This is a genomic window from Carnobacterium sp. (genome assembly GCF_045617425.1).
GTDB lineage: Bacteria > Bacillota > Bacilli > Lactobacillales > Carnobacteriaceae > Carnobacterium_B.
Genome location: NZ_JAZLIO010000003.1, coordinates 246,981 through 260,520, shown reverse-complemented (window position 1 = coordinate 260,520; position 13,540 = coordinate 246,981). Strand labels below are relative to the sequence as shown.

The following is a 13,540-nucleotide window of genomic DNA, read 5'->3' as shown; positions in this document are numbered from 1 at the left end:
ACGTTGTTTGAAATTTTTAAGGCCTGATTATTTAATATCAAACAAATAAAAAATATACAAAAATACCTACCAAAAACCTAAAAAATTAATTTTAGTAGGTTTTTGGTAGGCAAATCATTATTCCATGGCTTTTATTTATTTAAAATCTTGTTATATCAGCGTTTTACTCGTCATCCATCTTAAGAACACTCATGAACGCTTCTTGAGGGACTTCAACTGATCCGACTTGTTTCATCCGTTTTTTACCAGCTTTTTGTTTCTTCAATAGTTTTTGACGACGGGTTACGTCACCACCATAAAGTTTAGCTGTAACATCTTTACGCAAGGCTTTGATGTTTGAACGCGCAACAATTTTTTGTCCGATTGCTGCTTGAACTGGGATTTCGAATTGGTGTCTTGGAATGATCGTCTTCAATTGATCAACGATCGCTTTTCCACGGTTGAAAGCAAAGTCTTTATGGACGATAAATCCTAAAGCGTCTACTTTTTCGCCGTTTAATAGAATATCCATCTTAGATAGAGCACTCGTCTTATAGCCGATCATTTCGTAATCTAATGAAGCATAGCCTTTAGTACTTGATTTTAATTTATCAAAGAAATCATATACGATTTCGGATAATGGAATTTCATAAACCACGTTTACTCGGTTATCGTCCATGTAGTCCATTGTTAAGAAATCCCCACGTTTGCGTTGTGAGATTTCCATAACCGCACCAACGTAATCATTTGGAACCATGATCGTTGCTTTAACGTAAGGTTCTTCAATTGATTCGATCACACCTGGTTCAGGCATTTCAGCAGGATTCGCTACGATTTTTTGAGTACCATCTGTCAAGTTTGCATGATAGATAACCGATGGAGCTGTTGTGATCAAATCTAAGTTGAATTCACGTTCTAAGCGTTCTTGGATAACGTCCATGTGTAAGAGTCCTAAGAACCCACAACGATAACCAAATCCAAGTGCTTGAGAAGTTTCAGCTTCGAATTGAAGTGCTGCATCGTTTAATTGTAACTTGTCTAGAGCGTCTCTTAAATCGCCATAACGAGAAGAATCAATTGGGTACATTCCACAATAAACCATTGGTGTCATTTTACGGTAACCTTCTAATGATTCTGTAGCCGGATTATCAGCTAATGTAATAGTATCTCCAACTCGAGTATCTTGGACTGTTTTGATGTTTGCAGTAACATATCCAACATCTCCAACCATTAGAAATTCGCGTTTGATCGGTTTAGGCGAAAAGATCCCAACTTCAGCTACTTCAAACGTTTTTCCGTTACTCATCATTTTCATAGTATCGCCAGGTTTGATCATACCTTCCATCACGCGGATATTTAAAACAACTCCTCGATACGCATCGTAAGCTGAGTCAAAGATCAACGCCCTTAAAGGATCATCTATATCACCAACTGGAGCTGGAACTCTTTCAACGATTTGTTCTAAGATATCTTCGATCCCAATACCGGCTTTAGCACTCGCTAAAACTGCATCGCTTGCATCGATTCCAATTACATCTTCGATTTCAGCACGAACACGTTCTGGATCTGCAGCTGGTAAATCAATTTTATTGATAACCGGAATAATCTCAAGGTCGTTGTCTAAAGCAAGATAAACGTTAGCCAGTGTCTGGGCTTCGATTCCTTGTGCCGCATCAACAACTAGGATAGCACCTTCACACGCTGCTAAACTTCTTGAAACTTCGTACGTGAAATCGACGTGTCCTGGTGTGTCAATCAAGTGTAGTGTATACGTTTCGCCATCTTTGGCAGTATAGTTCAATTCAATCGCGTTTAATTTGATTGTGATGCCTCGTTCACGTTCAAGATCCATCGAGTCCAATAATTGTGCTTGCATATCACGATCAGCAACTGTATGCGTCATTTGTAGGATACGATCTGCTAAGGTTGATTTTCCATGGTCAATATGGGCAATAATGGAAAAATTCCGTATGCGTTTTTGTCTTTCATTTAATTCCTGTTTATTCATCTAGTCGTGCCTACCTTCTTTATTTATTCCGAAAAAGTGTCACTGTAAATTATACCAGTGAAAAGCTTGAATTACAATGCGTTGACTCAAACTAGCTCTTAAGACAAAAGAAAAACCTAAGCATTAGCTCAGGTTTTTCTTTGTGCTTTAAATAAAACTAATGCTTATTTAAAAAAATCGGTTCATTTCTTTTTCTTATCTGCTTTAAATGCATCTTTTACTTTATCAAAAATCGAACCATCTTGTTCTTCAACTTCCATACCGCTAGATTTAGCGAACTGTCTCAACAAGTCTGTTTGTTCTTTTGTTAAATTTTTCGGAGTCACTAATTTAACTCTTACATGTTGGTCTCCTGTACCTGTACCACGTAATTTTGGTGCTCCTTTGCCTCTCAAACGGAAATTCGTTCCGGTTTGTGTTCCAGCAGGTATTTTTAATTTCACCTTACCATGAACAGTTGGCACTTCCACTTCATCTCCTAAAGATGCTTGGACAATATTGATTGGCAATTCATAATAAATCTCTGATCCATCTCGATCAAATTGATTGCTAGCTTTAACACGGAAAACAACATATAAATCTCCGTAAGGTCCGCCATTTTTACCGGCTTCCCCTTGTCCATTTAAGCGCATTTGATTACCATCTTCCACACCTGCAGGAACAGTTACTTTAACGGTATGTTTGTCTTTCGTATGTCCAGAACCATGACAAGTTGGACAAGCTTCTTTGATTTCTTGACCTGTACCATGACAAACATCACATGTTTGACGTGTCATTACGCGGCCAAGTGGCGTGTTACGTTCAACGTTCAATGAACCTGTACCATGACATTTAGAACACGTTACAGGGTGAGTACCTGGTTTTGCCCCATCACCATGACACGTTTTACATTCTTCTTCACGGTTATAGCTAACTGTTGTTTCTTTCCCGAAAATAGCTTCTTCAAATTCAAGATTGATTGTGTATTGTAAATCGTCTCCTTGACGAGGAGCATTTGGATTTTGCGAACGACCTCCGCCACCAAAGAAAGATTCAAAGATATCTTCGAAACCACCGCCGCCGAAACCACCAAAGCCTCCGCCGCCGTATCCGCCGCCACCTGCTCCAAAGTTTGGATCTGTACTTGCATGTCCATATTGGTCATATGCCGCACGTTTGTCAGGGTTACTTAATACTTCATAAGCTTCCGCAACTTCTTTAAACTTTTCTTCAGATCCAGCTTCTTTATTAATATCCGGATGGAACTTTTTTGATAATTTTCTGTATGCCTTTTTTATTTCATCATCGGAAGCACCTTTTGATACTCCTAATACTTCATATAAATCTCTTTTAGCCATAATTTCCCTCCATCGTCACTTGACAATTTTTTAATGTATCCTCAAATTCACCTTATTGAGCATAGCATATCTAGAAGAAAAAGCCAAAAGCAATTTGCCTTGGCTTTTCCATTCCATCCTTAAATTATAAAGGTTATTTAGCGTCATCGTCGATTTCTTCAAAATCAGCATCTACAACATCTTCAGAACCATCTTGTGCTTGTTCTGCAGCTTCAGGATTTGCTTCTCCTTGTGCTTGAGCAGCTTGTTCATATAATTTAACTGTTAATGCTTGTACGATTTCATTTAACTCATCGCGTTTTGTTTTCATTGCTTCAAGATCATTTGCTTCAACAGCCGCTTTCAATTCATCACGAGCTTCTTCAGCTTTTTTAACTTCAGCTTCGTCAACTTTGCCTTCTAATTCACCAATAGTTTTATCTACTTGGAATAATAATTGATCCACTTCGTTACGTAATTCTACTTCTTCTTTACGAGCTTTATCAGCTTCTGCATTAGCTTCTGCATCTTTAACCATACGTTCGATTTCTTCATCTGTTAAGCCTGAAGAAGATTTGATTGTAATGGTTTGTTCTTTTTGAGTTCCTAAATCTTTAGCACTTACGTTAACAATTCCGTTTTTATCAATATCAAAGGTTACTTCGATTTGAGGAATTCCACGTGGTGCAGCAGGAATATCTGTCAATTGGAAGCGACCTAGTGTTTTGTTGTCAGCTGCCATTGGACGTTCCCCTTGCATTACGTGTACGTCAACAGCTGGTTGGTTGTCAGCAGCAGTTGAGAATACTTGTGATTTACTTGTTGGGATCGTTGTGTTACGTTCGATCAGTTTAGTAAATACGCCACCCATAGTTTCAATACCTAATGATAACGGAGTAACATCTAACAATACGATGTCTTTAACGTCACCAGTGATAACTCCACCTTGGATTGCAGCACCCATTGCTACAACTTCATCAGGGTTAACAGATTTGTTTGGTTCTTTTCCAGCTTCTTTACGTACTGCTTCTACAACAGAAGGGATACGTGTTGATCCACCAACTAAGATTACTTCATCAATTTCAGATGTTGATAATCCAGCATCTTTCAATGCTTGGCGAACAGGTCCTTTAGTACGTTCTACTAAGTCATAAGTTAATTCGTCAAATTTAGCACGAGTTAAGTTGATTTCCAAGTGTAATGGACCAGCTTCTCCAGCAGTGATAAATGGTAAGCTGATTTGAGTTGAAGTAACACCTGATAAGTCTTTTTTAGCTTTTTCAGCAGCATCTTTCAAACGTTGTACAGCCATTTTGTCTTTAGATAAGTCAACGCCGTTTTCTTTTTTGAATTCAGCTACCAAGTAGTCCATGATTTTGTTATCAAAATCATCTCCACCTAATTTGTTGTCACCTGCAGTAGCTAATACATCAAATACACCGTCTCCTAATTCAAGGATTGAAACGTCAAAAGTACCACCACCAAGGTCAAATACTAAAACTTTTTCATCTTTGTCTACTTTGTCTAAACCATAAGCTAATGCTGCAGCAGTTGGTTCATTAACGATACGTTCCACTTCAAGACCGGCAATTTTACCAGCATCTTTTGTTGCTTGACGTTGTGCATCGTTGAAGTAAGCAGGAACAGTGATAACAGCTTTATCAACTGTTTCGCCTAAATAGCTTTCAGCATAACCTTTCAAGTATTGAAGAATTGTTGCAGAAACTTCTTGTGGAGTATATTTTTTACCATCAACTTCAACTGAAAAGCCAGCTTCTCCGATATGACGTTTGATTGAGCTAATTGTGTTAGGGTTTGTTACAGCTTGACGTTTAGCCACTTCTCCTACTTGCATTTCTCCATTTTTAAACGCAACAACTGATGGAGTCGTACGATTGCCTTCTGGATTCGGAATAATTTTTGCTTCTCCGCCTTCTAATACAGCAACTGCTGAGTTTGTTGTTCCTAAGTCAATACCAATTATTTTACCCATTCTAAATCCCTCATTTATATTTTATTTTTTTTTACAATTTTTTAAGCTTTATTGAGCGACAATTACCATTGCGGGACGTAATACACGTCCGTTTAAATCATAACCTTTTTGGAAAACTTGTACAACTGTTTCGCTTGGCTGACCTTCTTCAACAGGAACGGTTTGAATCGCCTGATGGAAGTTTGGATTAAATGGTTCATTCAAAGGATCAATAACTTCAATGCCTTCACTTTTCAATGCAGCATTGAATGTTTCCATAACCATTTCAATTCCTTTTTTCAAATTTTTCCCTTGCTCATCTGTTACTTCAATAGCTAGAGCTCGTTCTAGATTATCAATAACGGGAAGTAATTCTGTTGCTAAAGATTGAGCACGGAATTTAGCAGCATCTTCACGTTCTTTTGCATTGCGTTTTTGGATATTTGCCATTTCAGCTTGTACACGCAAATATTTATTTTCCATTTCTTCTAAATCAGCTTTTACTTTAGCAAGTTCATCAACTTCTGGTTGTTCCACTTCTACAGTTTCAGTTGTTTCTTCTACCAATTCTGTTGGTGTTTCTTCAACCATTTCTTGTTCTTGCTTTTTATCTTTATTTCTAGACACAACAACAGCTCCTTTTGTTTAATCGTCTACAGAATCATAATAGTCGATTATTTTTTTTGAAAGCTCATTTCGAAATACATCCACCAAACCAATCATTTTAGAATATGGCATATTTGTTGGACCTAACAATGCAATAACACCTGAACTATATCCTTCAATGTCATAACTGGCTGTAATTAAACTGAACTCATTAAAAAGCTCATTGTTTAACTCCGTCCCAATTTTTACATTGATTCCAGTCGTACTTGGAATCAATAAAGAAGATAAGTCATGAGTACCATCCATTAAGGAATAAATAGACTTGAATTTTTCGACATTTAATTCATTCGAGAAATCGAGTATATTCATTCTTCCGCCTACATGCATCCTATCTTGTCCAGCTTTCAAAAAGACATCTTCGAAGATATTCAACATTCCTTCATTTGTTCGAACATACTTATTCAACAATATCGGAATTTCTGTCTTCAGTCTTTTAAATACTTCCATTAGCGGAAGACCAACTAATTGTTCGTTAAAAATACGAACAATTTTTTCTAGCTCGTTAACATCCATTGACCTCGGAATCGTTACTATTTGGTTTTCTACATGGCCTTTATCGGTTACTAAGATAGCCATCACTTGGTAATCATTTAATGGCACCAATCGAAAACCGGTTAGAATACTTTCTTTGATTTCAGGACCTAACGTTATCGCCGTGTAACTGGTCAACCGAGAAAGCAATTCAGCAGATTGAAAAACGATCTCATCCAATTGTCTAAACTGATTTCCTAAAGCATTCTTTATGACCGCAAGATCTTTTTTTTGAATTTTTGCTGGATGTACCAGATGATCTACATAAAAACGGTACCCTTTTAAAGATGGGACACGACCGGATGACGAATGCGTTTTTTCAATGAAGCCTAATTCTTCAAGACGCCCCATTTCATTACGAATAGTTGCTGAACTAAAATTAATTTCAGCCTCATTCATTAAGGTTTTGGACCCTATGGGTGTCTCATATGAAGTGTATAAGCGAATGATAGATTTTAAAATTAAAATCTGCCTTTCAGTTAACATATTGCATCACCTCTTTTTTAGCACTTGAAACTACTGAGTGCTAATACATTTATTAATTTACCAAATATAACTGTATCTGTCAATAATTTTTGATTTTTTTTTGACTAATTTTGACGTTTATCTAAAAAGCCAATCTAATGCTTGATTTATCCTAATTTTACTAAAAAGACAGTGTCAAAAATGGAAAGTTCCATCTTCAACACTGTCTTTTAATTTTTCTTATGTTAGATTAAATTCTAGTTTAGCTTTTTCAATTTCATTTCTAATTTGTTCAAATCCAGTACCACCTAATGAATTTCTACGTTCAACAGCTACACGAGATTCCAATAACGTATAAACGTCTTCTTCGATAATAGGAGCAGCTTTTTGAAATTCAGTTAAAGGAATATCTTGTAAATAATGACCATTTTTCAAACACTTCAAAACAAGTTTCCCAACAATTTCGTGCGCTTCTCTAAACGGAATACCTTTTGAGGCTAGATAATCAGCTAACTCAGTTGCGTTCGAAAAATCTTTCGTTGTTGCTTCACTCATATTTTCTTCATGCACGATCATGTCTTCCAACATACCGGAAAATATTTCCAAACAATCTTTAACCGTTTTTACTGTATCAAACATGCCTTCTTTATCTTCTTGCAGATCCTTGTTATAGGCTAACGGCAAACTTTTCATTGTTGTTAACAGCGAAAATAAATTGCCGTACACTCTGCCTGTTTTTCCACGAATCAATTCTGCCATATCCGGATTTTTCTTTTGCGGCATAATGGAACTACCAGTCGAAAAAGTATCGGTTAAACTAGCAAATTGGTATTCATGACTGGTCCAAAGAATCATTTCTTCGCAAAAACGTGAAAGATGCATCATCAGTATACTGCTGGTAGATAGAAACTCTAAGATGAAGTCTCGATCGCTAACGGCATCCATACTATTAGAGTAGATAGAGCTGAAACCTAACTGTTCAGCGGTGTACAAACGATCGATTGGAAATGTTGTTCCTGCCAAAGCGGCTGCTCCTAGTGGCGAGCAATCGATTCGTTTTAAACTATCTTGATACCGTTCTAAATCACGTTTAAACATATTGTAATACGCCAATAAATGATGAGCAAAAGAAATTGGCTGAGCATGTTGCAAATGAGTATATCCTGGAACAATCGTTTCAACATGCTTTTCTGCTTTCAACAAAATAACTTTTTCCAGATCCTCAAGAGATACAGAAATTTCACCTACTTGACGTTTTAAGTACAGGTGCATGTCAGTAGCCACTTGATCATTCCGGCTTCTTGCAGTGTGCAACTTTCCTGCAACAGGACCAATTTCTGTATGGAGAAGCGTTTCAATATTCAAATGAATATCTTCATTTTCAATAGAGAATACCAACTCATTATTCTGGGCTTTTACTAAAAGACTTTCCAACCCTTTGATGATTTCATCTGCTTCTTCTTGAAGAATAATCGACGTTTTAGCCAACATTTTAACGTGTGCCAAACTTCCTAAAATGTCTTCTTCAGCTAAAACTTGGTCTACTTCAATTGAAGCCCCAAACTCATCAATCCATTTTTGATTTTCTCCTTCAAAACGACCGCCCCATAGTTTTTTCATTTTTGTCATCCTATCTTTTATTAAGTATACTTTCTTAGATTTTACTTAGTCTTAATTGCATCTTTTGGTTTATTTACTTCTGCGTGTACTTTTGTAGGTAATCCCCACAATTTGATAAAACCAACAGATGACTCTTGGTTAAATGTATCTGCGGAAGTATAAGTCGCCAAGTTCTCATCATACAATGAGTTTGGTGATTTTCTACCTTCTACAATGGCATGGCCCTTAAACAACTTCACACGAACCGTTCCGTTAACGTACTTTTGAGTCGATTTCAAAAAGGCAACCAAACTTTCAGTTAATGGGTTGAACCATAATCCGTTATAAATCATTTCAGTTATTTTTTGTTCGATCATTGGTTTAAAGTGCGCAATATCTTTAACAAAAGTAAGGTCTTCTAGTTCTTTGTGTGCCGTCATTAACGTTACTGCTCCAGGTGCTTCATAAACTTCACGAGATTTGATCCCAATCAATCTGTTTTCAATATGATCGATCCGTCCAACTCCATGTTTTCCAGCAATGCTGTTCAACTGTTGAATCAGTTCAGCTAATTCATATGTTGAACCATCGATTGCTATCGGTACACCTGCTAAAAATTCGATTTCAATCATTTCAGGAATATCCGGTGTGTTTTCTAAACTAACGGTTAAATCATACGCAACTTCTGGTGGAGCAATCCATGGATTTTCTAAAACACCACACTCATTGCTTCTTCCCCATAAGTTTTGATCAATAGAGAAAGGATTATCTAAATCAATTGGAACCGGAATTGAATGCTCAATAGCGTAATTGATTTCTTCTTCTCTTGACCATGTCCAATCACGAACCGGTGCAAGCACTTTTAAATCTGGTGCTAAAGAATGAATGGCAACTTCAAAACGAACTTGATCATTCCCTTTTCCTGTACACCCATGTGCTACTGCTACAGCTTCTTCTTTTATAGCTACTTCAACTAATTTTTTAGCGATTAAAGGACGAGATAACGCTGATATCAACGGATACTTACCTTCATAATACGTATGCGCTTGTAACGCAATCAATGCAAAGTCATTAGCAAATTCATCTTTAGCGTCAATCGTATATGAGGCTACCGCACCAATTTCGATTGCTTTATCTTTAATAAAGTCTAAGTTCTTTCCTTCTCCAACATCTAAACAACAAGCTATTACATCATATCCTTCATCCATTAACCATTTAATAGAGACTGATGTATCCAGTCCCCCTGAGTAAGCTAAAACAACTTTTCCTTTATTCATAAAAACACCTCATCCGATTAATTTTATTGCATGAAAGTATCCTAACATGGCAATAAGATTAAAACAAGCTAAAAGTGTTTTTTTATACTAATTATTGTATTTTTTAGCTTATTTAAGAAAAATTATTGTATATAAATATGTTTTATTCGTTAATTATGTATAAACGCATAAAATAAAAACCAGCTATCGACTCATGATTTTTTCATTTTTATGCACAAAAAAAGACAAGATCGTGATATCTCGTCTTTTTTTATTCGTTTAGAGTTCGCCTAAAAAGTTCTTATGAGTCAATCCTTTATACTCTTCAAAAAAATGCGCAGTATCCAGTTCATCTTGTTTCAATTGAGCGATTAAAGCATCAATCGAATCATATTTTTCCTCATTACGCAAATAATCGTACCAAAACACGGTAACATTTTCACCATAAATATCTTCATTAAAATCAAGAATGTACACCTCAACCGTCAATGGACGATTCGGTTCAAAGGTTACATTATGACCGATAGAGGCCATTCCTTTATAAACTTGACCCCCTACTAAAATTTCAACAGCATATACGCCTATGCGTGGCAATTTAACAAAGTTCTCAACTTCGATATTCGCTGTTGGGAATCCTAATAATCTTCCTCTTGCATCACCATGTACGACTCTTCCAGGTGTAGCATAAACATAACCCAGTAGATTATTTGCAGCAGCCATATCTCCAATCTCTAGAGCTAAGCGAATACGTGTAGAACTGATTTTGTCTTCTTTTGAGAGTTGTTTCTCCACTACTACGATCTCAAAACGATCTTTAGCATATAGCGGCAAATGCTCCATGGAGGCCACTTCTTTTTTTCCAAATGAATAATCAAAACCGGCTACAACCGTTTGAGCATGTAAACCAATAATGTACTGTTCTACAAACTCTTGAGGAGTCAAACTTGCAAAAGCAGACGTAAATTCTACTTCATAAAGAAAATCAACCCCAATTTTTTCCATTAACTCTTCTTTACGAGAAACAGTGGAAAGATATTTATGATGATCCGGATTTAATTTTTTAAACACAATTGATGGATGTTGATTAAATGTCATAACTGCTAATTTCAACTGATTTTTTTCGGCAATTTTTTTTGCTCTGCCGATTACTTCTTGATGACCTCTGTGGACGCCATCAAAAAAACCTAAAGCTAATACTACTTTATCTTTAGGGATTTCACCTTCCTCATATGGATGATGTAATTTAATGATTTCCATAGTGTGAAAACTCCTTTATAAATTATTTCGTAACACTTTAATTGGTTTTAAATACTCTTTTTTTTGCGGGTGAACAGCATAAATACTGACAGCTTTTTGAAGATACATAAACACGATTGGCTTAGACAATAATTCTTCGGGTACAGTATTGATTGGAAGCACTGTGCCATTTTTCACTTTATCCCAAAGCTCTTGATCAATTTCAAAAGAAGCTAACTCTTTCAAACCAAATTCCAAAGGAAATAAAGCTTCTTCTATTTCTTGTTGTTCCATTTTTTCAGCAACTTGCGCTAAGGTTAAACAATCACTGGCTTTAAACGTTCCGCTTAAGATACGTGTTAAGTCTGACATATGGGCAGGGTAGCCCAAATTTGCGCCTAGATCCACTGCTAAAGTCCGAACATACGTCCCTTTTCCACAAGCTACTTCAAATTTCCACGAAACGGTCCCTTGCTCTTCATCTACCAAAAGATCCGAAGTGCGCTTAAATGATTTTATGTCAGCAATTCTAACCGGTCGTTCAACCGTTTCGCCAGCACGAGCATACTCATACAATTTTTTCCCATTTACTTTTACAGCAGAATACATTGGCGGAATTTGAGTAATTTTTCCCACCATATTATTCATAGCTTCATCAATACTTTCCAGTGATGGAATGCTTCTGACACTAACTTGTTCAACAATTTCTCCGCTGCGGTCTTCTGTTGTAGTGGAATACCCTAGTGTGATTTCTCCTATGTATCCTTTACCCGTTTCCATCATATACTCAACAACTTTTGTGGCTTTGCCCACACAAATAGGCAACACGCCATCAACATCTGGATCTAATGTACCTGTATGTCCAATTTTTTTAGTTTTTAAGATTTTTCTGAGTTTAAATACACAATCATGGCTAGTCATGCCACGTTCTTTCCATAAAGGGAGAATACCTTCCATAGCTAAATCCCAACCTTCCTTTTTTCAACTCTCCTAGTATACCATAATTACCAAAATGCCGTCATCCATTTGTTAACTGTATATTAGTTCAATCATCTGTTTTAGTGAGCGAATTGAAAGCTACCTTTGTTACTCTATTCTAGATTTTAGATAAAGCTCGTACTAAGTGAAACATCATTTTGTACGAACTTTATCAATAAATCTGTATTATTAATCAAAAATCTGTATTATTAATCAAATGGATACTTATTTTAATACTCGTTTAATCAATAAAATCATTTATTAATCAATTGGAATTTATTTCAGTGCTCATTTAATCATTAAATTTATTTTGTTAGTCAAATAGATTCTTATTTGCCATCTATTGAATCAATAAATTTAAACGAAAGCTCCTTTACAATGAATGGATACGTAAAAAAGTTCAATAATACAAAATCAGAGACCAGAATCTATGTCCCAGTCTCTTTAGTCTAGATATTTTAAAATTTCTTCTTCATAGCCTGGACTGACTTCAGTCACTACCGAAAGATCTCCATTAGATTCTAAGATTACTGCAAAAACCTTATCAGACGAACATCTTGCTTGAGATCGAATAGCAGAATAAATATTTTCTTTTGTTACTCGACTCTTATTCATTGTATGTTCTAAAAAATCTCCTTTTAAAAACAATACTTTAGGAGGCGGATTAATATAACTAGAAAAAATTGGCCATTTGCTAATGATTTTTGAAATAAGAAACTGCAATAATAATAAGAGAACAATGGCTAAAAAACCATTAAAGATTGTTACTTCTTTTAAAATCAAAGTAGAAGAAATCGTTGATCCTATAGTAAATGAAGTGATAACATCCTGTATACTAATATTGGAAACACTTCTATTACCAAATATTCTTAAGCAGACAAGCAACAATATAAAGGTAATAATCGTTGCAAAAAAGATTCTAATAACTGGTGTCCAACTTTCAAATAAAAGATTGGGCGCTTCCATTTCTGTTTGCAAATTTATTAAAAAGTCTGACATAAAAACACCTCCCTTACTCATTAAGTGTAAAGAAAATGTTTTAAAGAGTAAAGAAATTGAAATCAAAGAAATTTTACTAAATTCTTTAAATAAAAAACCCCCAAAGATTACCTTTGGAGGTTTGAAATAAGTCTCATGTTTTAGTAAGATTTTTTTATCCCACTTAGTTCATTGAGAATTTATTTAGTCTTTATTTAAGTTACGCAATAATTCATCAATATGATTACCATATTCAACAGATTCATCACGCTCAAATTTAATTTCTGGTGTTTTGTAAAGTGACAAACGTTGGCCTAATTCACTTCTAACTAAACCAGAAGCTTTATCCAATCCTAGCTGTGTTTTTTCACGATCGCTAGCTTTATCAGATAAAATACTGTAGAAAACCGTTGCTTGTTGTAGATCACCTGTTACACGTACGTCGGTTATATTTACATCAGCAACACGGGGATCTTTCACACGTTTTTTCAAGATATCATTTACTTCCCTTTGAATTTCTTGAGAAACGCGACCAATTCTATGATTTGCCATGTTT

11 protein-coding genes are annotated in these 13,540 nt (G+C 35.8%); all 11 read right to left on the bottom strand.

The annotated features are described in order from the left end of the window. Positions 1 to 163 precede the first annotated feature (163 nt). Positions 164 to 1,987 carry a translation elongation factor 4 gene (gene lepA, locus ACKI3H_RS01780; RefSeq protein WP_407370584.1) on the bottom strand — a complete coding sequence of 608 codons (1,824 nt, stop codon included), beginning with the start codon at positions 1,985 to 1,987 and terminating at the stop codon, positions 164 to 166. Positions 1,988 to 2,169: 182 nt separating this feature from the next. After that, a complete protein-coding gene (gene dnaJ / locus ACKI3H_RS01775; protein ID WP_407370646.1) occupies positions 2,170 to 3,327 on the bottom strand; it encodes a molecular chaperone DnaJ in 1,158 nt (385 codons plus the stop codon). A gap of 130 nt (positions 3,328 to 3,457) precedes the next feature. Next, entirely contained in the window at positions 3,458 to 5,296 is a 1,839-nt protein-coding gene (dnaK, locus tag ACKI3H_RS01770) for a molecular chaperone DnaK (protein WP_407370583.1), read from the bottom strand. 48 nt (positions 5,297 to 5,344) lie between these two features. Next, positions 5,345 to 5,902, bottom strand: a complete 558-nt coding sequence (grpE, locus tag ACKI3H_RS01765) for a nucleotide exchange factor GrpE (protein ID WP_407370582.1) — start codon at positions 5,900 to 5,902, stop codon at positions 5,345 to 5,347. 18 nt (positions 5,903 to 5,920) lie between these two features. Then, complete coding sequence (gene hrcA / locus ACKI3H_RS01760) at positions 5,921 to 6,958, bottom strand: heat-inducible transcriptional repressor HrcA (RefSeq protein ID WP_407370581.1); 1,038 nt, start codon at positions 6,956 to 6,958, stop codon at positions 5,921 to 5,923. 219 nt (positions 6,959 to 7,177) lie between these two features. Then, on the bottom strand, positions 7,178 to 8,557 hold the full coding sequence (argH, locus tag ACKI3H_RS01755; protein WP_407370580.1) for an argininosuccinate lyase: 1,380 nt from the start codon (positions 8,555 to 8,557) through the stop codon (positions 7,178 to 7,180). Between the two features lie 41 nt (positions 8,558 to 8,598). Beyond that, the gene (locus ACKI3H_RS01750) at positions 8,599 to 9,813 is read right to left on the bottom strand and encodes an argininosuccinate synthase (RefSeq protein WP_407370579.1); all 1,215 of its coding nucleotides are present in this window, start codon (positions 9,811 to 9,813) and stop codon (positions 8,599 to 8,601) included. A 258-nt stretch (positions 9,814 to 10,071) separates the two neighbouring features. Further along, complete coding sequence (ribF, locus tag ACKI3H_RS01745; protein ID WP_407370578.1) at positions 10,072 to 11,049, bottom strand: riboflavin biosynthesis protein RibF; 978 nt, start codon at positions 11,047 to 11,049, stop codon at positions 10,072 to 10,074. 15 nt (positions 11,050 to 11,064) lie between these two features. After that, the gene (truB, locus tag ACKI3H_RS01740) at positions 11,065 to 11,985 is read right to left on the bottom strand and encodes a tRNA pseudouridine(55) synthase TruB (protein WP_407370577.1); all 921 of its coding nucleotides are present in this window, start codon (positions 11,983 to 11,985) and stop codon (positions 11,065 to 11,067) included. Between the two features lie 465 nt (positions 11,986 to 12,450). Next, a complete protein-coding gene (locus tag ACKI3H_RS01735; RefSeq protein ID WP_407370576.1) occupies positions 12,451 to 13,005 on the bottom strand; it encodes a DUF421 domain-containing protein in 555 nt (184 codons plus the stop codon). Positions 13,006 to 13,188: 183 nt separating this feature from the next. Further along, positions 13,189 to 13,536 (bottom strand): 30S ribosome-binding factor RbfA, encoded by a 348-nt coding sequence (gene rbfA, locus ACKI3H_RS01730; protein WP_013710724.1) that lies wholly within the window; start codon positions 13,534 to 13,536, stop codon positions 13,189 to 13,191. Between the last annotated feature and the right edge of the window lie 4 nt (positions 13,537 to 13,540).

Bases quoted from the DNA above. Each gene is read 5' to 3' on its own strand.
- argH (WP_407370580.1), bottom strand. From the start codon at position 8,557: ATGAAAAAACTATGGGGCGGTCGTTTTGAAGGAGAAAATCAAAAATGG.
- truB (WP_407370577.1), bottom strand. From the start codon at position 11,985: ATGGAAGGTATTCTCCCTTTATGGAAAGAACGTGGCATGACTAGCCAT.
- dnaK (WP_407370583.1), bottom strand. From the start codon at position 5,296: ATGGGTAAAATAATTGGTATTGACTTAGGAACAACAAACTCAGCAGTT.
- rbfA (WP_013710724.1), bottom strand. From the start codon at position 13,536: ATGGCAAATCATAGAATTGGTCGCGTTTCTCAAGAAATTCAAAGGGAA.
- ribF (WP_407370578.1), bottom strand. From the start codon at position 11,049: ATGGAAATCATTAAATTACATCATCCATATGAGGAAGGTGAAATCCCT.
- ACKI3H_RS01735 (WP_407370576.1), bottom strand. From the start codon at position 13,005: ATGTCAGACTTTTTAATAAATTTGCAAACAGAAATGGAAGCGCCCAAT.
- ACKI3H_RS01750 (WP_407370579.1), bottom strand. From the start codon at position 9,813: ATGAATAAAGGAAAAGTTGTTTTAGCTTACTCAGGGGGACTGGATACA.
- hrcA (WP_407370581.1), bottom strand. From the start codon at position 6,958: ATGTTAACTGAAAGGCAGATTTTAATTTTAAAATCTATCATTCGCTTA.
- lepA (WP_407370584.1), bottom strand. From the start codon at position 1,987: ATGAATAAACAGGAATTAAATGAAAGACAAAAACGCATACGGAATTTT.